Origin of the sequence: Tautonia plasticadhaerens, assembly GCF_007752535.1 — a bacterium.
In the GTDB taxonomy this organism is placed as follows: domain Bacteria; phylum Planctomycetota; class Planctomycetia; order Isosphaerales; family Isosphaeraceae; genus Tautonia; species Tautonia plasticadhaerens.
The window spans coordinates 3,095,805-3,117,135 of the sequence record NZ_CP036426.1 but is presented as its reverse complement, the minus strand read 5'-3'; the positions used below and the strand labels follow the sequence as shown (position 1 = coordinate 3,117,135).

Below are 21,331 nucleotides of genomic sequence, written 5' to 3'. Positions count from 1 at the left end.
TTCCTGCAACCCGGCCGCAGGAACCCGGAAGACCCGCCAGTTCGGCCAGCCCTATGATCCCCCGATCTTGCCCTCGGCGACCGGAAGGGCGGAGGCCCCCGGCCGACGGCCAGGACTGCGGCAGTGACCGGGCGGGCGCCACTCCCCTCGTGCGACACGGCCTCGACCCGGCGGCACGGACGGGCGTGGGACGCCCGGCCCGCATATCGGTCGGGGGCGAGGGCGACCCGACGGGGAGGGTAATCATGGCTGAAGAAGGGCTGGGATCGAGCGGCGGTGCGATGACTCGACGGCAGGCCATGGCTGCGGCGGCCTCGGCCGGCGTGTTGCTGGGCAGAAGTACGGCCGAGGCAAAGGGGGACGAGCCGGTGCATGCGACGAATCGGGCCTTCGACGTGGTGGTGGTCGGCGGCGGCCCGGCCGGGCTGAGCGCCGCCCTCGTGCTCGGGCGGGCCTGCCTGCGAGTTCTGGTCTGCGACTCGGGTCGGGGGCGCAACGCCCCGGCGGCCGGCGTCCACGGCTTCCTCACCCAGGACGGCACCCCGCCGGCCGAGCTGCGTCGGATCGGCCGGGAGCAGCTCCGGCCCTATGGGGTCGAGTTCCACGAGGGGGCGGTCGTCGATGCCCGCAAAACCGAGGATGGCTTCGAGGTCACGCTCGACGGCGGAGAGGCCGTCGCCTGCCGCAAGCTCATCCTCGCCACGGGGATGGCCGACGTGCTGCCGGAGATCCCCGGCCTGCGGGAGCTATGGGGCCGGTCCGTGATCCACTGCCCCTACTGCCACGGCTGGGAGTTCCGGGGCCGACCCTGGGCCTTCCTCGTGCCCCCCGAGGCCGTCGTCGAGATGGCCACCCTCCTGCGGGGCTGGACCGAGCGGCTGACGCTCCTCACGAACGGCCCGTCCGGGGTTTCCCCCGAGCACCGGACCTGGCTGGAGGGCCATGCGGTAGAGGTCGTCGAGGACCGGATCGACCGCCTGGAGGGGGATGCGGGGGAGTTTCGGGCGATCCACCTCGAAGGCGGCCGTCGGCTGGAGCGGGACGTGTTATTCGTGCATGCCCGGCTCCGCCAGGCGTCCGACCTGGCCGAGCGGCTGGGGTGCTCGCTGCACGAGGAGGGGCCGAAGGCGGGGATGGTCCGGGCCGACCCGATGGGGGCGACCGAGGTGGAGGGCCTCTACGTCGTCGGGGACGCCTCCGAGGCCGGCGTGCCGAGCGTGGCCTCGGCGGTCGCCGAGGGGTCGGTGGCCGCCGCCGTCGCCAGCAGGGCGATCTTCAGCGAGGACGCCCGTCGGCCTGCGGGCGGCGGGCTAGCTGGCCGGGGGTGACGCCCAGCAGCCGACGGACGTGGTGGTGCAGGTGCGACTGGCCCGAGAAGCCGACTCGGGCCGCCGCCTGGGCGATGTCGCAGCCGCCCTGCAGCAGCTCCCTGGCCCGATCGACCCGGCGGCGGATGACGTACTGGTGGGGCGTCGTCCCGGCGGCGGCCCGGAACCGGCGGGCGAAGTGGTACGGGCTCAGGCCGGCGACGGCGGCGAGCCGGGCGAGCGACAGGTCGCCGTCGAGGTGCCCCTCGACGTAATCTGTCACCCGCCGCAGCACGTCGCCCGCCAGCCCGGCATCGGCCGGGGTCGGGTCGGGGCCGTCGTCGGCGTACTCCCGCAGCAGGTGGACGGCCAGGGCGGTCCCGAGCGACTCCGCCAGCAGCGCCCGCCCGCCGCCCCCGGCCTCGTCGGCGAGCTTGCGGGCGACCTCCCCGGCGAAGGGGTCACGCCGCATCGCCGCCGGCCGCAGGCGGGCCGTCCCCAGCCCCGCCCGCCCGGCGACCCGATCGAGCAGCCCGGTCGAGAGCCGGACCGAGACCGACTCGAACGGCCGGTCCCATCGGACCAGGGTCGGGACGAGGGCCGGCACCACCACCACGTCGCCCGCCGTCGGCCGGCCCGAGTAGGCCCGGCCCTCGCCGAAGTGCCACTCGATGTGTCCGGGGCTGGACAGCACCACGGTGAGCTGGTGGAAGGCGTGGGCGTGCCGATTCGCCCGGACCGGCCGGCGTTGCGTCGATCGGCAGAGGCCGATCCCCTCCGCCACCGCCTCGTCGTGGAGCCCCAGCGGCACGATCTCCGTCGCTTCGTCCATCGGGCCTCCCCCCCGTCGCCCGCCGCTCGCAAGGCCAGTCCGCCGGGGCTGAGCATTGCCTGGGTGGCCGCCGGCCCTCCTCCCCCGACCATCATACGGCAGCCTTCAACGGTTCCGGGGCCGGGGCGGTATCGGCGCCGGGATCACCGTTCCACGACGCCCCGGACGGGAGGATCAGCCTCCCGCCGAGCGTCGTGCGACCCGTGCCTGCAGCGGGGCAACCTTGGGCAGACCGCCGCATCCGAGCACCCGGACCTTCTCGCCCCGCACCGCCTCATCGGTGACGACATAGGTCGTCCAGGGCTTCGGGTCGAACAGGATCGGCTCCACGATCCGCTGCGATCGCCCGCACCCGGAGGAAGGTCCACAGGTGCTCCTCCCCCTCCAGCAACATCCGTCATGTCGCCGCCGTCTTCGAGCTGCCGCAGGATGGACCCCGGCGAAGCGCCTGTCGGACGCCTCACCGGATCGGGCGGGTGTAGCCCAGGACCATGCTCCAGGCAATCGCCCCGTCCCGGTACGTGTGCCACCGATGGAACAGGCGGTTCGAGGCCCCGAGCAACTCCGACCCGATCGCCGATCCCTCGTCGCGACGATCGATCATCGCCTGGAAATCCCGGCAGAGGTGCGACCAGCAATACAGGTGCTGCTCGATCCGGTCGTAGCTGGGGAACCGGTCACTGATGACGACCTTCGTCTCGTCGGTCCCGAGGATCGAGCGGGCCACGCCGGCACCCCGGTTGTCGGCAATCGTGGGGGCGGTCAGGTCGTCGGCTAGGCCGACCCAGAGCCACGCCTTCGCATTGGCCTCGGGCCACGACGTCTCGTCGATGTGGGCGACGGCGCCGCCTCGATCGCGGCGGCTACCTCGGCGACCACCGGCGCGAGCACGGCGGCGGCCTGCCGCTCCGGCTTCGAGATCATGCCCGGCGAGACATCCAGCCCGAACAGGTCGGACACCGGTTGCGGGATCGGCCGCTTGGCCAGGCGGCAGGAGCCGGCGAACATCGCCAGGATCGCCCGCAGGCGCGGTCCGAACGGCCCGGTCGGCACGCCCGCGGGAAGTCCCGCCCGGGTCATGGCCCCGCATCCGGGACAAGTCATTCGATGGAGGCGGAATTCATCGACGTCGGGGCGGATCGGCGGGATCTCGGCGACCTGGTGCCGCACCGGCTCGGGGTCTTCGCCCTGGAGCGGCGAGCCGCAGCCACCGCAGTGCGTCGGCTTGACCTCGAAGGTCGCGCGGAGCTGCTCGGGGGGGGCCAACGCCCCGGTATGCCGCTTGTGGCCCGGCCGGCCACCCCGCTTGCGCTCGGTCGGCGGGGCCGGAGGCCGCCGCTTGACCTTCGCGGAGGGCGGATCGGACGAGGGCGGCCTGGAAGAGGCGGTGGAGTCCTGGTTGAGCCGGGCTTCCAGGTCAGTGACCCGCTTCTCCAGGGAGGCGATGACGGCCAAGATGGCCGCCTGGGCTTGCGGCGGGACAGTGTTCCAGAGCGATTCGGGGATCGAAGGATGGGGGTTCATGCTCCCGATTCTACGAGCCTACAACGCAAAGCAATCGCGCCCGTGAACGGCTACTGCCCCGGTCTGTGGTCCCTGGCAGCTTGTCCCGGCACGCCGTCGGCACGCCCGGCTACCGGCCGGGGCGGGGCGTCCCGGTCCGTCGGTGGGCGAGCCGGGCTTCAATGGTCAGACGCCGGCTGGTCGGCCGGGCGGGATCGGAGGTCGAGGTCGGGCACTGGCCTTGCGTCTGGGAGAGTGGCCGAGGGCGTGCGGGCGAGGCGCGAGCAGGGACCCTCGTCGGGCGACGGGTCGTCGATCCGGCCGAGGCAGCGGTTGAACGTCTTCAACGTCGCCAGCAGCAGGAAGAGCGATACCAGGCCATAGGCGCCGATCCAGAAGGCGAGCCAGCCGGCATGCTCCCCGATCTCCTGCCCCTGCCCGCCCTTCCCGCCGAACAGGGCGCTGGAGAAGCCGACGCCCCAGAACGGGCTGGCCGAGGCGACGCCGGGGCCGGCCTCGCCGGGGCCTTCGCCAAAGAAGGCCATCCCGGCGGGGACGGCCGCGATCGTCACGACCACGTAAGCCCCGGCGGTCAGGCCGATGGCCCGGTCCATCCGGGGCAGCCAGGTGGCCAGGGTCAGGCCCAGGCTCGTCAGCGCGGCGCCGTAGGCGACGACCAGGCCACCGATCAGCACCGGGCCGGGGGCGAACCCGGTGTGCGTCGTCAGGGCCGCGGCGACGAGCGTCGGCAACACCGCCAGCGGCGGGACGCCCCGGAAGGCGCCCCACCACTTGCCCAGGACGATCGACCGGGTCGATAGCGGGGTGGCCAGCAGCACGTCGAGGCTGCCTCGCTGGCGCTCCTCGGCCAGGCTCGTCGCGGCCGAGACGCTTAGCAGCAGCAGCCCGGCGGCCACCTGGAGGCCGTTGAGCACCGCGCTCATCTCGCCGGGTCCCGGCCCGCCGCCGTCGACCGCCTCGACGATCGCCCAGAGGCTGAAGCCGCCCGAGAGCAGGCCGAAGGTGCCCCAGACGGCGACCGACCAGCGCGACGGCCGCCGCCGATGCCACTCGCGCCAGAGCACCGGGTTGCCGTCGAGCGACGGCGACGGCAGCAGGCGAGCGAGCCGGGCGATCGGGCCCCGGCGGGTCCAGGTCCGGCGGCCCGCCCGGCGCGCCGCCTCCTCCCAGCAGGCCTGGCGAATGACCACCGCCCGCATCCGCCAGGTCGCCGCGGCGGCCAGCAGCGCCGAGGTCAGCAGGCCGAGCGTGCAGAACCGGGCCTGCGCCCCCAGCCCGATCGGCACCAGCGGCGCGGCATTCAGCGGGGCGAGCACGAGGACGATGGGGTTGTAGGGCAGCAGGGCCAGGTTGCCCGGCAGCCAGGCCGGCCGGGCCCACCCGGGCAACATCGGGGACAGGGCGATCCAGGCCGGTGCCGCCAGCAGGTAGAGGATGCCTAAGGCGTAGGTCGCCAACAGCACCTCGTGCGTCTTCTGCCCCCAGACAGACAGCGTCAGGGCCAGCGTGCAGCCGAAGGCGGCGCAGGCCAGGCAGACCAGGGTCGCACCGAAGAGCACCATCGGATCGACGCCCCCGAGCAGCGTCGCCAGCGCCTGCACCGGGGCGGCGCAGGCGATCAGGCCGAGCACCGGCACTAGTCGGGCCGCCAGCTTGCCCAGCACGATCTCGGCGTCGCTCAGGTCGGTCGCGAAGAGCAGGGTGAGATTTCCCCGGGCCTTGTCCAGGCAGATCGCCCCGGCCGTGGCCGCCGGCGCCGCCAGGCCGACCAGCCCGAGCAGGATCAGCGACGTGACCGCATAGAACCCCCGGCCGACCTCGGCCCACTGCCCGATCGACAGGTCCCCCGACCCGCCGTGGCTCCCCAGCCAGACGCCCGCCAGGCCGAGCAGGAGTAGCAGGACCAGCGACGAGCGCAGCGCATAGCCCTGCCAGCGCCGCGAGGCCGTCAGCCACTCGAACGCGAAGACCGGCCCCAGCCCCACCCGCCTCACCATGCCCCGGCCTCCTCGATGAGATGGTTCGACGGCCTGCGAGGATCTCCGGACGCGTGCGTGTCGGAGTCGGCGTCCGGGTCCTCGGGGTCGGCAGGGACGATCAGCGTATCGGGGCGCCGCAGCCCGGGACCGGCCTCGAAGTCGGAGTCGGGAGGCGGGGCGATGCGCATCGTCCGCGGCATCGTGGACATCCCCATGACGGTCACTCCCCCGCCTGCTGCATGATCCCGATCCGCTCCAGGGCACGGTGGACCTCGTCGATCGACTCGTCCAGTGTCGAGGTCCCCGCCGTCAGCCCGACCGTGTCGACGCCCGCGAACCAGCCCGGCTCCAGGTCGCTCGCGGATTCGACCTGATGGGCCGGGGTCCGGTGCTGCCGGCAGAGGTCGACCAGGCGCCTCGTGTTGTTCGAGTTCCGGCCGCCCACGACGACGACGGCATCCACGCGCCGGAGCAGGTCGAGCATCGCCCGCTGACGCATCCGGGTCGGCAGGCAGACCGTGTCGACCAGGCGGATGTCCGCCCGCGGGTTGAGTCGCCGGATGCGGTCGCAGGCCTCGTCGACCACATCCGGCGGCATGGTCGTCTGGCAGACGATCCCCAGCCGCCGGCTCTCGTAGCAGCGGACCTGATCCGCGGCCCCGATCACGTCGCAGCGCCCCAGGTCCTCGACGACGCCCCGCACCTCGACGTGGCCGGGCTTGCCGATCAGCAGGACGTGCCGCCCCTCGGCCTCCAGGGCCCTGGCGGCCTCGTGGACGCGACGGACCAGCGGGCAGGTCGCGTCGATCAGCCCCTTGCCCGCGGCCTCCAGCCGCCGCCGCTCGGCGTCGCTGACGCCGTGCGCCGTGATCAGGACCAGCGGGGTCGGCGCGGGGAACTCGCGGTCGCCCTCGGGCGATTGGCGGAACCCCGCCCCGGCCAGCCGCCGGGTGACCACCGGGTTGTGGACCAGCTCGCCGTGGATCGTGACCCGCGAGGGATCGCGGATCGCATCGACGACCTTCAGCGCGTCCCTGACGCCGAAGCACATCCCCATCTCCTCGGCCCGGATGACATCCACGGTCGGGTCACTCCATCACGCTGTCTGCTTTGCGACGCAAAGCGAACGGACAAAAAAAGAGAGGCGAAGTCACGCGGGGGACCAGCCTTCCGGATAGCGTCCCCGGCCGGCCCTCGGCAGCGCTTCCACCTGGGCATCGGCGACGACCCGCTCCAGGACGCTGATGTACTCGGCGAACCGCCGCCGGCCGTCGGGGGTGAGCCGGTACATCGTCTGCGGCCGGGGCCCCGAGGCCCCCTTCCAGACCTCGACCAGCCCCGCCTCGCCCAGCACGGCCAGGTGCCGGCTGAGGTTGCCGTCGGTCAGGGCGCAGAGCTGCTTCAGGTCGTTGAACAGCAGCCCCCCGGAGTGGGCGGCGAGGGAGGCCAGGATGCCCAGCCGGGCCCGCTCGTGCAGGACGCGGTCGAGCCCCTCGTAGGAGAAGCGGCCCGCCCCAGAGTCCGGGCCCTCAGCCTGGTCCTTGCGTGACATCGGTCCGCTCCAGGGTCCAGTGTAGGATCGCCGCGCCCAGCAACTGGCCGCCGCCGAACGTGATCCCCATCAGCCAGGGGGCCAGCGCGTGCTCGCCCCGACCCCACGCCAGGCAGCCGCACCCGCACAGGGCGTAATAGACCCCGACCCACCCCACCGGCCGGGGGAGGAGCCGGTGCGAGGCGAAGATGCCGAGGCTGAAGACCAGCGCCCACAGGCCCGGCAGCATCCAGGCCGCGTCCGGCGCCCCGCGGGCGATGCAGGTGGTGAGGAGGGCCCCGACGGCGACGCAGGGCAGGAACTGCTCGGCCGCCAGCAGCGTCATCCGCCGCGCCAGCCCCGGGCCGTGCCCCCAAGCCCTCCGGGACATCTCCACCCCCGCCGCGACCAGGCTGGCGGCGGCGGCGCCGACCCACAGGCCGAGATAGCGTCCCAGGTCGCCTTCGGGCTCCGGGACCCATCGCGGCTGGATCGCCGCGGCCAGCAGGGCCAGCACGCCGGAGGCGCCGACCGTCATCGCCCGGTAGCCGCGATAGACCGTGCCGAGCGCCATCTGGTGTCGGATGTCGGCGATCTGGCGCAGGGCCTCGTGGAGTTCCATCGCGGTCACCCGGGCGTTGACGAAGACCGTCTTTCTTTGCAATGCAAAGTAGCGATCCTGGGGGCGGGTGTCAACCCTGTATGGTCATTGGGTTCTCTGGACGGGGACTTGCTTGATGGTACTCATGCCGCTGCTGGGACGCTACCGAGGAAGTCACGTCGCACCTGGCCGGGCGGGCGGTGGCCATGACGGCGGATCAGCCACCGCCCGTCGCAGGTCCGCTTGAACTCGCTCAACGCCTCGGCCAGCTCCGCCATTGTGGCGAACGTCCGCACCCGGAGGAGGTCCTCCTTGAGGGTGCGGATGAACCGCTCGGCGCAGCCGTCGCCCCCCGGCTCCCGCACGAAGCCCGGCGAACTTTCCATGCCGAGGAAGGTCAGCTCCCGCTGGAAGTCGTCGCCCATGGACGCACTGCCGTGGTCGTGGCGGATCGCCAGCCCCTCGGCGACCCCCCGGTCGAACCCGCCGAAGTGCCCCCGCGCCCCCTGCCGCAGCGGCTCCAACGCCTCGAACCGGTTGCCGCCCTTGGCCATGTGCCGGCCGACGAACTCGCAAGTGCAGTGGTCGACGGCCACACTCGCAAGTGCAGTGGTCGACGGCCACGAAGGCACGGGCCAATCCCTCGCCCGTGGTGGCGATGGTCGTCATGTCGGTGTCCCACATCGTGTCCGGCTCCTCGGTGATGATGACGCCGTCGTGGGCCTCAGGGCCGCGCGGGTCGCCGGCCCGCCGGGGGCCTGGAGGTGGTGCTCCCGCATCAGCCGCCGCACCCGCTCGGAGGCCGTGCGGATGCCCCGGTGCCCGAACCTCGCCCAGACCTTGCGATAGCCCTCGCCGTGGAACGGGCTCTCGGAGAGCACTCGGCGGATGTGGCCGATCAGCTCCTCGTCCGTGCCCGCCCCGGCGGCCCTCGCTTCCTGGGCACGGGCCCCTGCTCCGGCGGTACGGACCCCCGAGCCTTGAGGTAGCCGATCGTCCGCAAGCCCCCGGCCCCCGTGCCCCGCTCGTGGGCGAGCCGGGCGATCTCCCGGATCGCCCCGTCGGAAAACGACAGGTCGGCGTGGCGGTACTTCAGCAGCGTTTTGCACTGTCCGAGGAGAGGGTGCGTCGCCTCCTTGAGGATTCGCACCAGATCTTCCACGGCGAGATCGTCCAGCGTAGGCATGACCGGCAGGCGCCCCAGTAGCCGAAGATCAGCCCGAACTTCTCCGATCCTTCGGGCAGGACGTGGTGGAGCGGGTCGGTCGCCTCGTCGTGGAGCGCCGAGTCCAGCAGGTCGAACCCGGAGGAGGCCCGACGGCCCGCCCTGCGGGAGATGATCTCGACCAGGCCGACGAAGGCCCCGCCGCGGATGAACAGGACGTTCGTCGTGTCGGACGGGATGCGGGCCTCCATCGGCCGCTTCGGCCCGCCGCTCGGCGGCACGTTGGCGACCGCCCCCTCGATCATCTTGAGCAGGGCGAGCTGGACCCCCGGCCGCATGTCCTTCGTCCCGAAGACCGGGCCCCCGCCGAGCGTGTCGACCTTGTCGAGGGAGACGATCCCGCCCCGCAGGTGCCAACGGACACGATCCGGGATGATGGGCGGGGCGAGGGATCGAGGGCGTGGCCGTGGAGATGGAATCCGGGATGCCCCTTGACCCTGTAGTATGGTACGGGGTCGATAATGTCCGTAGCTCGACGAGGACGCCTCTCGGGAGGTCGTGCGATGGAGAAGCCCTTGACCATCGGAAATGTCGCCCGCCGGGCCGGCGTCGGCGTGGAGACCGTCCGCTTCTACGAGCGGCAGGGGCTCCTGCACGAGCCCGAACGGCGGGCCTCCGGCTACCGGCAGTACGACGAGGGCGTGGTGGACCGGCTCCGCTTCATCCGCCGGGCCAAGGAACTCGGCTTCACCCTGAAGGAGATCGCCGAGCTGCTGGATCTGCGGCACGACCCGGCGGCGACCCGCTCGGACGTACGGGAGCGGGTGCGGGGCAAGGTCGAGGACATCGAGGCCAAGGTCCGTGACCTCCTGCGGATCAAGGACGTGCTGCTGGCCCTGGAGCGGACCTGCCACGGGCACGGCCCCGCCGAGGACTGCCCGATCCTGGCGACGATCGACCGTCCGGACGAGGCAACGACGACGACCGGCGATCCTCAGGGGGCGGCGGGCGGCCGAGGCAAGCGGCACGCGAAGTCTCCGTCGTGAGGACGACTCGGGCCGATCGCTGCGACGGCCCGTGAAGAGGAACGCCCCGTCGCCCCCGCGGCAGGTCATCCCGGCCCCGTCCGGGTGCTCGGGGACCGGGACATCACCATGCCGGGGCGCCCCGGCGATCACGGGAGGGAGTACGAGACCATGGCGATCGATCCGGTCTGCGGCATGACCGTGGACGAGTCGGGCGGGCTCGTCGCCGAGCGGGACGGGCGGACCCATTACTTCTGCAGCGAGCATTGCCTCCGGAGGTTCCTCGCCGACGGCGAGCCGGCCGGGCACGCCCCGCTCGACCAGCACCACGACCGCCGGGAGCCCGCACCGGAGGGCCGGCCCGTCGTCTACACCTGCCCGATGCACCCCGAGATCGAGCGGGATCGGCCCGGCCCCTGCCCGATCTGCGGCATGGCCCTGGAGCCGAAGTCCGTCGGCCCGGGGTCGGCCGAGGACGACTCCGAGCTGCGGGACATGACCCGGAGATTCCGGGTCGCCGTCGCCCTGACGGTCCCCGTGGTGCTGCTCGCCATGCTGCCGATGCTCGGCGTGCCGACGGACCGCTGGGGCGGGACGACGGCCCAGCTCTGGCTGCAACTGGCCCTCACCACGCCGGTGGTCCTCTGGGCCGGCTGGCCGTTCTTCGAGCGGGGCGGGCGGTCCGTCGTCACCGGCCATCTCAACATGTTCACGCTCATCGCCCTGGGCACCGGGGCGGCCTACACCTACAGCCTCGTCGCCGTGCTGGCCCCCGGCCTAATCCCCCAGGCCCCCCGGCACCACGGCCGGCTGGAGGTCTACTTCGAGTCGGCGGCCGTGATCGTCACGCTGGTCCTCCTGGGACAGGTGCTCGAGCTGCGGGCCAGGCGTCGCACCGGCGGGGCCATCCGGGAGCTGCTCTCGCTGGCCCCGCCCACCGCCCGGATCGTCCGGGACGACGAGGAGAAGGAGGTGGCCCTGGAGGTGGTCCGGCACGGCGACACCCTGCGGGTCCGGCCCGGCGAGAAGATCCCGGTGGACGGCCGCCTGTCCGAGGGCCGCAGCGCCGTCGACGAGTCGATGCTCACCGGAGAGCCGATGCCGGTCGAGAAGCGGCCCGGCGACCCGCTCATCGGCGGCACGGTCAACCGGACCGGCTCGTTCCTCATGGAGGCCGAGAAGGTCGGCCGGGAGACGGTCCTCTCGCAGATCGTGGCCATGGTCGCCGACGCCCAGCGCAGCCGGGCGCCGATCCAGCGGCTCGCCGACCTCGTGGCCGGCTACTTCGTCCCCGCCGTCGTCGGGATCGCCGTCCTCACCTTCCTCGCCTGGATGATCGCCGCCCCGGATCAGCCGGCCCTGGCCTGGGCCCTGGTCAACGCCGTGGCCGTGCTGATCATCGCCTGCCCCTGCGCCCTGGGGCTGGCCACGCCGATGTCGATCATGGTCGGCGTCGGCCGGGGGGCCAGGGAGGGCATCCTGATCAAGGACGCCGAGGTCCTGGAGACGCTGGAGAAGGTCGATACGGTCGTCGTCGACAAGACCGGCACGCTGACCGAGGGGCGGCCGAGCCTGACCGAATGCGAGCCGGCCGGGGGGTTCTCGGAGGCCGACCTGCTCCGGCTCGCCGCCGGGGTGGAACGAAACAGCGAGCACCCGCTGGCCCGGGCCGTCGTCGAGGGGGCCGAGGGGCGGGGCCTCGCCGTCCCGGCCGTGGAGGGATTCGACTCGGTGACCGGGGGCGGCGTCGTCGGCCGGGTCGAGGGCCGGGAGGTCCGGGTCGGCAACCGCCCGCTGCTGGCCGAGGCCGGGATCCACAACCTCGGCCCGCTGGAGGAGCGGGCTGACGCCCTGCGGCGTCAGGGCCGGACCGTCGTGCACGTGGCCGTCGATGGGCGATTCGCCGGGCTGCTGGCCGTCGCCGACCCGATCAAGGGCACGACGGCCGAGGCGGTCCGTTCCCTGCACGACCTCGGCCTGCGGATCATCATGCTCACCGGCGACGACGAGGCGACGGCCCGGACCGTGGCCGAGACGCTGGGCATCGACGAGTTCCGGGCCGGGGTCCGGCCGGAGGAGAAGCACGATCGGGTCGTGGCCCTGCGGTCCGAGGGCCGTCGGGTGGTGATGGCCGGCGACGGGATCAATGACGCCCCGGCGCTGGCGGCGGCCGACGTGGGGATCGCCATGGGGACGGGCATCGACGTGGCCATCGAGTCGGCGGGCGTGACCCTGGTCCGGGGCGACCTGCGGGGCATCGTCAAGGCGGTGAAGCTGAGCCGTCGCACGATGCGGAACATCCGGCAGAACCTCTTCTTCGCCTTCGTCTACAACGCGCTGGGCGTGCCGGTCGCCGCCGGGGTGCTCTACCCGATCTCGGCCAGCCTGCTGCTGAACCCAATGCTCGCCGCCGCTGCGATGAGCGTCAGCTCGGTGTCGGTCGTCGGCAACGCCCTGAGGCTCCGGCGGGCGGACCTGGCCTGACGAGGCGGCCCCGGGGCTTCCCCACGGCCATCCCCCCGCCGGGAGGCCGGGATGAGACGCCGGGCGCCGTCCCGCTGCCCCTCCCCCGCCCGATCGTTTATGCTCGGGGGAGCGACGAGCCGGCGACGACCGGGCGGGGGCCGATGACCGAGGCGGATCGCATGCCGAGCACGGGGCCGATCCCGCACCTGGAGACCTTCTGCAAGGCCGCCGAGCTGGCCAGCTTCACCCGGGCGGCCGAGGCCCTCGGCCTGACCCAGGCCGCCGTCAGCCAGCACGTCCGCTCCCTGGAGCGGGAGCTGGGCGTGCCGCTGTTCCACCGCCGGGCCGGCCGGGTCGAGCTGGCCGACGCCGGCCGCACCCTCTACGACTACGCCCGCCGCATCCTCGACCTGCACGACGAGGCCCGTGCCGCCCTGGGCCTCGACACGCCCGGATCCGAGGGCGAGGTCCGCCTGGCCGCCAGCACCGTCCCCGCGGAGTGCCTGCTGCCGGAGCTGCTGGGGCGCTTCCGGGCCGCCCACCCCGGCATCCGGGTCGTCGCCGAGGTCTGCGACAGCGAGTCCGCCGTGGAGGCCCTGGAGCAGGGCAAGGCGACGATCGCCCTGGTCGGCCGCCCCGTCGCCGCCCCCTGGGCCGAGTCCTGGCCGTTCGCCTCCGACCGCCTGACGCTGGTCGTCTCGGGACGCCATGAGTGGGCGGGCCGGGCGTCCGTCTCGGCCGAGGAGCTGCGGACTCGGCCGCTGGCGGTGCGGGAGCCGGGCTCGGGCTCCCGCCGCTGCCTGGAGAAGGCCCTGGAGCCGCTGGGCCTGACGCTCGACGACCTCTCGGTGCTCCTGGAGCTGGGCAGCAATCCGGCGATCCGGGAGACGGCGGCACGGGGCGTCGTGGCGGCCTTCGCCTCCGCCCAGGCGGTCGCCGGGGAGCTGGCCTCGGGGCGGCTGCACGAGGTCGCCGTCGAGGGGCTCGGCGGGCTGGATCGGCTCCTCTACGTGGCCGTCGATCGCCGCCGGGCCTTGCCGCCGCCGGCCCGTGCCTTCCTCCGCTTCGTCCGGGAACAGCCCTCCCCGGCGACGGCCCCATAACGGGCGCTAATGGCCCGCCCCCGGCGTATCAGCCTAATCGGGGGGCTGCCCGGACCCGGTGTCCCATAGGATCGACTCCATGACCGCCCCGTCGGGCGGACGAGGGGAGCGATGCCATGGAATCTTTGTCGAGCCCGCAGCGAACCCCCGCATGGCTGGTGGCGGCCCTGGTCGTGGGCGTGGCCGCCTCGGTCGGCAGCGTCCTGCTCAGCGTGGGGATGGGGCTGCGGGCCTGCCCGCTGTGCTTCTACCAGCGGACGTTCGTCTTCAGCATGACGGCCGTGCTCGGCGTGGGCCTGGCCCTTCGCCGGGAGGTGCGGCCGGGGGCGCTGGCCCGGCTCGCCCTGCCGCTGGCGGTCGCCGGGCTGGGGGTGGCCGGCTTCCACGTCTCGCTGGAGTGGCGGGGCATCCTGGAGTGCCCGGCGGGGCTGCTCGGGCTCGGCACCGTGCCGCTCCAGAGCCTCCTGGCCCACCTCCTCCTGGCCGGGCTGCTCGTGGTCGGGGCGGCCCGCGGCCCGGAGGGCAGGCCGTCCGCACTCGCCGTGGCGCTCCTGGTCGCCCTCGGGCTGGTGCTGGCCTTCGCCTGCGTCCGGAGTGCGCCGCCGCTGCCGCCGCCCAACCCGACCTACGGCCCCGACGGCGGGCGTATCCTGCTCGGCTGCGAGCCGGCGGTGACCCCATGAACGACCCCGACCTGCTGCTCCGCATCAAGGCGGCCGTCGCCGTCGGCCTGCTCGGGCTCTTCTGGACCTGGGAGACCTGGGCGCCGCTGGTCGTCGGCCGGTCCCGTCGCCTGCGGCACGACCTGCGGAACTGGGCGTTGGCCCTGCTCAACGTCGCCGTCGTGGGCGGGCTGCTGGGCGGCCTGACGTCCCTGGCCCTGGCCTGGGCCGAGGGCGCCGGCTTCGGCCTGCTCCGCCGGACGGCGATCCCGCCCTGGGCGGCGACCGTGCTGGCCCTGGTGCTGCTCGACGGCTGGACGTACCTCTGGCACCGGGCCAACCACGCCGTCCCGCTGCTCTGGCGGTTCCACCGGGTCCATCACAGCGACCCGGAGATGGATGCCAGCACGGCGACCCGGTTCCACGTCGGCGAGATCCTCCTGTCCGCCCTGGCCCGCCTGCCGATGCTGGTGCTGCTGGGCATCGGGCTGGTGCCGCTGATCCTGTACGAGACGGTGCTGCTGGCGGCGACCCTGTTCCACCACGGCAACGTCGGCCTGCCCGAGCGCTGGGACCGGCTGCTCCGGCTGGTGATCGTCAGCCCGGCGATGCACCGGGTCCACCACTCCCGTCGGGTCGTCGAGACCGACTCCAACTACGCCTCGGTGCTCTCGGCCTGGGACCGGCTGGCGCGGACCTACCGCACGGCCCTCGACCCCCGGCGGGTCCGACTGGGGCTGGACGGCTGGTCCGAGGACCGATGGCAGACGGTCCTGGGCATGCTCCGCTCGCCGTTCGCCGCCGACCCGACGGCGACGGAGCCCGCCCGCCGCCCGCCCGAGGCCCGGACGCCCGAGCGTGAGGCGGCGGGCGCCATCCGATAGGAGTGCCGGCATGGACCGCAAGGCTCACCGGAAGCAGGCCTACGAGGCCAAGGCGCCGACCGAGGTCAGCTGGTATCGGCCCCGCCTCCAGTTCTCGCTGGAGCTGATCCGGGCGAGCGGGATCGGCCGGGACGGGCGGATCATCGACGTGGGCGGCGGGGCCTCGACGCTGGCGGACGACCTGCTGGACGAGGGGTACGAGTACGTCACGGTCCTGGACCTCTCGGCGAAGGCCCTGGGCGAGTCCAGGGCCCGGCTCGGCGAGCGGGCAGGCTTCGTTACCGGGTCGTCCGGGAGCACGAGCGGATCCGGATCGACGTGGAGTGGACCAGCGGCGTGGCCGAGGGGCGTCGATACCTCGGGGAGCGGTGGGCGGGGCCGGGGGCCTACTGAGCCCGGTGCTCCTCCCGCTCGGCAAGACACTTCGGGCAATACCACGGGGCGGGCGTCTTCACCGGCTTCGGGCTCCGCTTGCGGCAGATGGCGCAGAGATACCGCTTGCCCTTGTACACGGTCTTCGGGCGATTCCGCTTGCCGCTCTTCGGGACGCTCCTGGGCATCTCTCACCCTCCCATTGTTGGCGACCATCGTCCGGCCCGTCCGGCAGACGGCGAGGACCGCTGATCCAGCATGTAGGCATTCTTCTACAGTAGCAGGCCGAAGAACTCGCGGGCGTCGTGCGTGACCAGATCCAGCTCGAGGCCGCCGTCATTCGCCGAGGCCTCGACCGTCTCCCGGCCCGTGCCCAGGCCGACGACCTCCCGCAGGGGCAGGACGTGGCAGCCCCGCAGGTCGTAGTCCGAGTCGGGCGAGGGGAAGCCGTAGGGGGGCGCCCCGCCGACCGTGGCGAAGACCAGCGGGTACGGCTGCCGGGCCACCGCTCGTCTCAGCCGCTCCAGGGCGTCCGCCGTCACGCTCCCGGTCATAGCAAGTCCCGCACCCGCCCCAGCTCGGCCTGGATGTTCCGCAGGGCCACGACCGCCCGGTCGGGGTCCACGACGCAGCCCTCCAGGCTCCCGTAGTGATCTTCGAAGGCGGCCAGGAGCCGCGTCCTGATCCTCGGCTCGTCGGGGTCGCCCGCAGCGTGCTCTCGGCGTAGGCCCGCTCCAGCTGCGACTCCTTCTCGGCGAACTATTGTCTCAGCCGCTCTTTAGATCCATTCGCCCCGCCGGTACGCTTCCCATGATCGTCTCATACTGGACGTTGCCCGGCAGCCACCTCGGCGTCTTGACCAGGCCCCGGTCGGCCAGTCGTTGAAGCGTGCTCATGCCGGGCTCCGTTCGATGATTCAGTCCGACGCCGGCTCGCCCGCCCAGCGGGCGACCAGATCCAGGTACGCCTCTCGGACCTCCGGGAAGACGGTCACGTTGGGGACGTGGTTGACCTCCAGAAGATATCGCCCGCCGTCCGGGGCCACGATGTAGTCCACGCCGACGCTCGCCAGTCCGAAATGGTGGGCCAGCCTCCGGGCGTCGTCGAGCAGCTCCGGGTCGATCGGCATGAAGGCGGCCCTCGGGTCGTGGATCGACTTCAGCCAGCCCTCGCCCGCCATGCGAGCCTGCCAGGGGTGCTCGCCGACCAGGACGATGCGGACGGCCTCCCCCTCGACGAACTGCTCGAAGAGCGTCGGCACCTCGGCGGTCCAGGCGTCGTCGAAGCGGGCCTTGTCCTCGCCGCAATGCCAATTGCCCCACTTGGCGACCGTCGGCCCCCCGGCGGCGACGGTCGTCCCCCGGTCGGCGTAGCCCCTGGCGATGCCGCCGAAGCGGGTGACCGCCAGCGCCCGGACCAGGCCGGGTAACCGGAGCCGCAGGTCCATCATGCCACGGGCGCCGGGCAGGCACGGCCCGCCCCAGAGGGCCAGGGCGGCGAGGAAGTCGAAGTCGTCGCCGAAGATGGCGTGGTAGGCGACCCGCTCGACGGGGACGAAGTGGCCCATGAACCGGGGATGCTCGACGAGCAGGCTCCCCCGGTCCACCCGGATGCGGGGCTGGGTCTCGAAGGCCAGCACGGGCCGGTCGAGGCGGCGACAGAGTTCGGCGGACTCGGGCGGGTCGAGGCCCACGAGCAGCAGCGGTTCCACGGCCATCCTCCCCGGCGGGGCCGACCGACGGACGACCCGGCAGCAGACGCCGGCGGGCTTCGGCTCGTCCCCCCACCATGATGGATGCGGCGAGTCGTCGCCAGGTTCATCGGGCGGGATCGGGCTCGGGACCGGCAACACGATCGTCACCGGTACGGACCGGCCTGGGGCTCGTAGTCGTTGGCCTACTCGGGCCGGGCGACACGGTCGCCCGAGCCGATCCCGCAGAGCAGGCTGACGGCGGATCGGCTCACCGCTGCGATCGGGCGGGCGACTGGCGCTCGGGAGATGCCGGATCGGGCCGGACCGACCGGCGAGGTGATGCGGCGGGAGGCTGGGTTCGGGAGGGCGATGGAGGGGACCGAGACGGTGGTCAGGGGACGGAAGAAGGATTCCGGGACACTTGGCATTCGGGAGAATTGCCCATTATCCGGGCCCTACTCCCGGGAGGCATCGGGGATCGGCCGGGGGCGAGCGGCCTCGAAGGCCGAGGGCCGCGAGCAGGCGAAGGCGGAGTCCCTCCGGCCCATGGAGGACGAGGGGCTCGTGCCGGAAGGCACCAACCCTCGAGGGCTCGAGGTCCGGGACGCCTTCGAACCCCTCCCGGCCGGGAGCGACCGGCGGTTCGGGCGCGGCGGGTCCCCCCGTCGTATGATACTCGAAGGCGACGCCGGCATCACGTCTGATCGGCGATCGCTGTTCTCAGGTCGAATCGTTCGGATCGCGGACCCTTCGGCTGGCGGGGATCGCTCTGCTCCATCCCGGCCACCCCGACCCGGGGCGGCCGGACTCATCGCGATCCCGGATCAGCCCGCCGCCCCGTCGGGCCGGCCACGGGCCATCGACCCGGCCGGCCGGCAGGGCGGTGGAGCGGCACCCGGATGCCCCCCGACTCGGGCCCGAGGGGCGGCCCGGGACGGATCATCGACCGGGCTCGGGGTGGTGGGCCGACCGTCGAGGGCGGTCCGGTCGGCCTCGGGCGTCCGGGGAGGGTGGGACGGGGGGCGGGGCCTCGGCCCGACTCAATCCTCGTCGTCGTCCTCGTCGAGGTCCTCGTCTTCCTCCTCGGCCTCGTCCTCCTCGTCCTCGGGTTCGGCCTCGGCCTCGATTTCGGGCTCGGGCTCGAGGGTGACGGCCTTGGGGGGAGGGGCGGTGGTCCGGGAGATCGAGGCGCCCAGGCCGGGGGCGTCGTCGGGCATCGGCTCCTTGGCCTTCTGGACGAAGAAGGTGCCCTTGCCCTTGGCGTTGAGTTCCTCGGCCTTCGCCTCGGCCTCGGCCTTCTGGGCGTATTCGAAGGTCCCTACGGTCTTGAAGGCGTCGTTGACGACGTTCCAGACGATCCGCATCCGGGCGGTGGGCTTGGCGGCCTTGGTCGACTTGGCCTTGCTCTTGGGGGCCGGCTTCTTCTTCTTGGGCTTGCGTTCCTCCTCGTCCTCATCGACCTCGTCGATGACGGCGCCGGCGTCGTCCTCGACCGGATCGAGGTCCTCGGCGGCCTCGTACTGGCGGCGCAACTCCAGGCGATTCTGCGGCTTGCCGGCCATGGGCGTGATCCTTCGTCCGGGGCGATGGCGGGGCGGTCGGCGCGGGCCCGGGGCCGGGGGCGTCCGGGGGGGGCGGGCGACGGCCGTTCGATCCGGCGCGCATTCTAACCGAGCGGCCGAGGGGTTGCCTAGCGGGCCCGGGGGCGGGCTCAGGCGACGGCCGAGAGCCTCCGGGAGACCTGCTGCAGCAGGTTCTCGGGGTGATAGGGCTTGGTCAGGTAGTGGTCGATCCCCAGCCCTCGCAGCGCGGCCTCGTTCTCGCCGACGATCGCGGCGCTGCAGATGATGACCCGGTGCCCGGGCCACCGGCCGAGCAGGCGTCGGCAGACGTCGACCCCCGAGCAGTGTGGCAGGTTCAGGTCGACCAGGGCGAGGTCGAACGGCCCGTCCTCCTCGATCCGGCGCAGGGCCTCCCGGCCGTCGGCGGCCTCGACCACCGCGAAGCCGGAGATGCGCAGGAACTGGGAGACGAGGCCCCGCAGGAGGTCCTCGTCCTCGACGAGCAGTAGCGTGCCGTCGCGATCCGTCGGCATCGGCGATCCTCCTCGGGGCGTCCTTGCCCCGCGGCGGTACTGTAGCGGGCCTGGCGATCGGCGCCCACCTAAATCCGGGCGGGTCCGGGGTCGCGTCGGGACCCGGGCCCGGGGGCGGGCACCGCGGTCGGCCCCAGGGAGGTCGGGCCCGGCCCGCCTCGGATGCCGTCCCGGCCCCCCCCGGGGCCGGGGCGGGGCCGTCGGTCGACGCCGAGCACCTGGCAGAGCCAGGCGATGGCGACGTGCTTGGTCAGGCTCAGGCCGAGGATCCCGGCGAGCATGCCGAAGCGGAAGAGCCAGAGGTTCAGGGCCAGGCCGGCCACGACGAGGATCAGGGCCGAGACGCTCACCTGCAGGGGCCGCGGTCGCATGACGCTATTATCGTCGGCGGGCCCTCCCCGGGAAGGGAACGGCTGGTTTGATCCCGGCGAGCCGTCTACAATTCGCGCACCGAGGCCGACGCTCCCGTGTCCGCAGAGGGAAGGCGGGCCGGGACGCCCCGCCGGGCCATCCCGCCGAAGCCGACGACCCCCGACCGACCCCGATCGGCCGGGGCGTCCTCGGGCCCCGCCGCCCCTCGACCGAGCCAGGGCCACCGCCATGCCGACCCCCTCGACCGCCCGCCCCGAGTGGACCATCCCCATCGACCCGGCCCTGCAGGCCGAGCTGGAGCGGCACGTCCTGGTCACCAGCTGGGACAAGCTGCTCGGCATGGTCGACACGGTCTACAACTGGGGGCGACGGTCGGCCCTCTGGCCGTTGGGGTTCGGCCTGGCCTGCTGCGCCATCGAGATGATCTGCACGGCCAGCTCCCGGTTCGACATCGCCCGGTTCGGGGCCGAGGTCTTCCGGGGCAGCCCCCGGCAGGCCGACGTGATGATCGTGTCCGGCACCGTCACCAAGACGATGATGCCGATGATCGCCCGGCTGTATGACCAGATGCCCGAGCCGAAGTACGTCATCAGCATGGGGGCCTGCGCCAGCGGCGGGGGGCCGTTCAAGGAGGGGTACAACGTCGTCTCCGGCATCGACAAGTACCTCCCGGTCGACGTCTACGTCCCCGGCTGCCCCCCCACCCCCCAGGCGTTGCTGCACGGGCTGATCACCCTGCAGCGGAAAATCGACGGCGAGAAGCTGGACATCCCCGCGATCGGCCGCAAGGGGAACACCCCCTGGTACGACCCGGACGCCAACCGGGACGTGCCCGTGCCGGTGCTCGGCCCCGACCTGATCGACGTCCGGACCCTGGAGCTGACCGCCGAGCGCACCGCCGCCGGCCTGACCGAGGCCCGGGAGGCCACCCTCCCCCGCCCCGCCCTGATCCCGGCCCCCCGCCCCGAGGTCCCCGAGGCGGAGGAGGCCGCCGACGGACAGGCCGAATCCGCCGCCGCCCCCTCGGGCCGGGCCATGAGCAAGATCGAGCTGATCCGGGCGAAGTCGCGCGGGGAGGCCGTCCCCGAGGGGGCCGCCGCGACGGCCGCGAAGAAGGCCCCCGCCAGGCCGTCGAGGAAGGCCAGGGTCGCCCCGAGCCGCCCGACTCTCGTCTGGCTCGGCGACGACGGCCTGAAGGACCTGGCCGGTCGGCTCGACTCCGAATTCGGCGAGGGGACCGCCACCGTCGTCCGGGCCGCCCTGCTCGTCCCGGCCGGGAAGCTGCTCGACGTCTCGTCCTTCCTCAGGGACCGCAACCCGATCCGCTACGACTACCTCGCCAGCCTGCAGGGCGTCCACTACGAGGACTGCATCGAGCTGACCTATCACCTCGACAGCACTGCCTCCCCCGGCTCCCTGATCCAGCTCCGGGTCCGCGCCGCCGAGGCCGAGGGCGAGGGCGAGGTCCCCTCGGTGATCGGCGTCTGGCCCGGGGCCGATTTCCAGGAGCGAGAGGCCTACGACATGATGGGCGTCCGGTTCTCCGGGCACCCGAACCTCACCCGCATCCTCATGTGGGAAGGCTTCGCCTACTACCCGCTCCGCAAGGACTTCCTGGAGCCCTATTACGAGGGCCCCGCGAAGGTCTTCCCCAGCCGGATCGAGGAGGGCCGGGGGCAGCACCACCGCGCCGAGGAGTTCAACCCCTTCGGCTCGAACG

General features: G+C 73.0%; 25 protein-coding genes and 2 pseudogenes. 7 read left to right on the top strand and 20 right to left on the bottom strand.

Going from position 1 to position 21,331, the window contains the following annotated elements:
* Positions 1-281 precede the first annotated feature (281 nt).
* Complete coding sequence (locus ElP_RS12205) at positions 282-1,328, top strand: NAD(P)/FAD-dependent oxidoreductase (RefSeq protein ID WP_231749686.1); 1,047 nt, start codon at positions 282-284, stop codon at positions 1,326-1,328.
* Here the strand turns inward: ElP_RS12205 and ElP_RS12200 are convergent.
* The 12 genes from ElP_RS12200 to ElP_RS40960 form a co-directional block, all read right to left on the bottom strand.
* A complete protein-coding gene (locus tag ElP_RS12200) occupies positions 1,276-2,139 on the bottom strand; it encodes a helix-turn-helix domain-containing protein (protein WP_145269621.1) in 864 nt (287 codons plus the stop codon). The two genes, ElP_RS12205 and ElP_RS12200, sit on opposite strands and share 53 nt — an antisense overlap.
* A gap of 174 nt (positions 2,140-2,313) precedes the next feature.
* Positions 2,314-2,469 (bottom strand): hypothetical protein, encoded by a 156-nt coding sequence (locus ElP_RS37930; protein WP_197446921.1) that lies wholly within the window; start codon positions 2,467-2,469, stop codon positions 2,314-2,316.
* A 130-nt stretch (positions 2,470-2,599) separates the two neighbouring features.
* Complete coding sequence (locus ElP_RS37925; RefSeq protein WP_231749824.1) at positions 2,600-2,971, bottom strand: IS66 family transposase; 372 nt, start codon at positions 2,969-2,971, stop codon at positions 2,600-2,602.
* Positions 2,914-3,663 carry a DUF6444 domain-containing protein gene (locus tag ElP_RS12190; RefSeq protein WP_145269619.1) on the bottom strand — a complete coding sequence of 250 codons (750 nt, stop codon included), beginning with the start codon at positions 3,661-3,663 and terminating at the stop codon, positions 2,914-2,916. The genes ElP_RS37925 and ElP_RS12190 overlap by 58 nt, the downstream gene beginning before the upstream one ends.
* Before the next feature lie 158 nt (positions 3,664-3,821).
* A complete protein-coding gene (locus ElP_RS12185) occupies positions 3,822-5,660 on the bottom strand; it encodes an ABC transporter permease (RefSeq protein WP_145269617.1) in 1,839 nt (612 codons plus the stop codon).
* Complete coding sequence (locus tag ElP_RS12180; protein WP_145269615.1) at positions 5,654-5,842, bottom strand: hypothetical protein; 189 nt, start codon at positions 5,840-5,842, stop codon at positions 5,654-5,656. The genes ElP_RS12185 and ElP_RS12180 overlap by 7 nt, the downstream gene beginning before the upstream one ends.
* A gap of 20 nt (positions 5,843-5,862) precedes the next feature.
* Positions 5,863-6,723 carry a 4-hydroxy-3-methylbut-2-enyl diphosphate reductase gene (gene ispH / locus ElP_RS12175; protein WP_145269613.1) on the bottom strand — a complete coding sequence of 287 codons (861 nt, stop codon included), beginning with the start codon at positions 6,721-6,723 and terminating at the stop codon, positions 5,863-5,865.
* A 69-nt stretch (positions 6,724-6,792) separates the two neighbouring features.
* Entirely contained in the window at positions 6,793-7,194 is a 402-nt protein-coding gene (locus ElP_RS12170; protein WP_145269611.1) for a transcriptional regulator, read from the bottom strand.
* Positions 7,172-7,837, bottom strand: coding sequence for a hypothetical protein (locus tag ElP_RS12165; protein WP_231749684.1), 666 nt, complete (start codon positions 7,835-7,837; stop codon positions 7,172-7,174). Before ElP_RS12165 ends, ElP_RS12170 begins: the two co-directional genes overlap by 23 nt.
* Before the next feature lie 80 nt (positions 7,838-7,917).
* Complete coding sequence (locus ElP_RS41160; protein ID WP_145269609.1) at positions 7,918-8,370, bottom strand: hypothetical protein; 453 nt, start codon at positions 8,368-8,370, stop codon at positions 7,918-7,920.
* Between the two features lie 69 nt (positions 8,371-8,439).
* Complete coding sequence (locus tag ElP_RS41155; protein WP_145269607.1) at positions 8,440-8,883, bottom strand: IS3 family transposase; 444 nt, start codon at positions 8,881-8,883, stop codon at positions 8,440-8,442.
* The gene (locus tag ElP_RS40960) at positions 8,867-9,277 is read right to left on the bottom strand and encodes an ATP-dependent Clp protease ATP-binding subunit ClpX (RefSeq protein ID WP_315852672.1); all 411 of its coding nucleotides are present in this window, start codon (positions 9,275-9,277) and stop codon (positions 8,867-8,869) included. Before ElP_RS40960 ends, ElP_RS41155 begins: the two co-directional genes overlap by 17 nt.
* Before the next feature lie 225 nt (positions 9,278-9,502).
* Here ElP_RS40960 and ElP_RS12140 point away from each other — a divergent pair, with 225 nt between their 5' ends.
* From ElP_RS12140 to ElP_RS12120, 5 genes are all read left to right on the top strand, one after another.
* Positions 9,503-9,985 carry a MerR family transcriptional regulator gene (locus ElP_RS12140; protein WP_145269601.1) on the top strand — a complete coding sequence of 161 codons (483 nt, stop codon included), beginning with the start codon at positions 9,503-9,505 and terminating at the stop codon, positions 9,983-9,985.
* A gap of 150 nt (positions 9,986-10,135) precedes the next feature.
* Entirely contained in the window at positions 10,136-12,448 is a 2,313-nt protein-coding gene (locus ElP_RS12135; RefSeq protein WP_145269599.1) for a heavy metal translocating P-type ATPase, read from the top strand.
* 161 nt (positions 12,449-12,609) lie between these two features.
* Complete coding sequence (locus ElP_RS12130; protein WP_197446917.1) at positions 12,610-13,533, top strand: LysR substrate-binding domain-containing protein; 924 nt, start codon at positions 12,610-12,612, stop codon at positions 13,531-13,533.
* Between the two features lie 116 nt (positions 13,534-13,649).
* Positions 13,650-14,216 (top strand): disulfide bond formation protein B, encoded by a 567-nt coding sequence (locus ElP_RS12125; protein WP_145269595.1) that lies wholly within the window; start codon positions 13,650-13,652, stop codon positions 14,214-14,216.
* Entirely contained in the window at positions 14,213-15,079 is an 867-nt protein-coding gene (locus ElP_RS12120) for a sterol desaturase family protein (protein WP_145269593.1), read from the top strand. Before ElP_RS12125 ends, ElP_RS12120 begins: the two co-directional genes overlap by 4 nt.
* Before the next feature lie 39 nt (positions 15,080-15,118).
* Here ElP_RS12120 and ElP_RS37915 read toward each other — a convergent pair whose 3' ends face one another.
* The 8 genes and pseudogenes from ElP_RS37915 to ElP_RS12090 all read right to left on the bottom strand — a co-directional run bounded on the left by ElP_RS37915 (position 15,119) and on the right by ElP_RS12090 (position 19,610).
* Positions 15,119-15,289: a hypothetical protein gene (locus ElP_RS37915; RefSeq protein WP_197446916.1), complete on the bottom strand. Its 171-nt coding sequence runs from the start codon at positions 15,287-15,289 to the stop codon at positions 15,119-15,121.
* Positions 15,290-15,465: 176 nt separating this feature from the next.
* A complete protein-coding gene (locus ElP_RS37910) occupies positions 15,466-15,639 on the bottom strand; it encodes a hypothetical protein (RefSeq protein ID WP_197446915.1) in 174 nt (57 codons plus the stop codon).
* 87 nt (positions 15,640-15,726) lie between these two features.
* Positions 15,727-16,005: pseudogene (locus ElP_RS12115) on the bottom strand (DNA polymerase beta superfamily protein); the annotation flags it as partial.
* A gap of 213 nt (positions 16,006-16,218) precedes the next feature.
* On the bottom strand, positions 16,219-16,347 hold the full coding sequence (locus tag ElP_RS40615) for a hypothetical protein (protein WP_261344418.1): 129 nt from the start codon (positions 16,345-16,347) through the stop codon (positions 16,219-16,221).
* 20 nt (positions 16,348-16,367) lie between these two features.
* A complete protein-coding gene (locus tag ElP_RS12105; RefSeq protein ID WP_145269591.1) occupies positions 16,368-17,168 on the bottom strand; it encodes an ATP-grasp domain-containing protein in 801 nt (266 codons plus the stop codon).
* 1,016 nt (positions 17,169-18,184) lie between these two features.
* Positions 18,185-18,706, bottom strand: a complete 522-nt coding sequence (locus ElP_RS12100; RefSeq protein WP_145269589.1) for a hypothetical protein — start codon at positions 18,704-18,706, stop codon at positions 18,185-18,187.
* Between the two features lie 149 nt (positions 18,707-18,855).
* A complete protein-coding gene (locus ElP_RS12095) occupies positions 18,856-19,239 on the bottom strand; it encodes a response regulator (protein ID WP_145269587.1) in 384 nt (127 codons plus the stop codon).
* A 68-nt stretch (positions 19,240-19,307) separates the two neighbouring features.
* Entirely contained in the window at positions 19,308-19,610 is a 303-nt protein-coding gene (locus ElP_RS12090) for a hypothetical protein (RefSeq protein ID WP_145269586.1), read from the bottom strand.
* Between ElP_RS12090 and nuoB the strand changes: the two are divergent.
* Positions 19,519-21,213: pseudogene (nuoB, locus tag ElP_RS41150) on the top strand (NADH-quinone oxidoreductase subunit NuoB); the annotation flags it as partial. The gene ElP_RS12090 and the pseudogene nuoB overlap by 92 nt on opposite strands.
* Between the last annotated feature and the right edge of the window lie 118 nt (positions 21,214-21,331).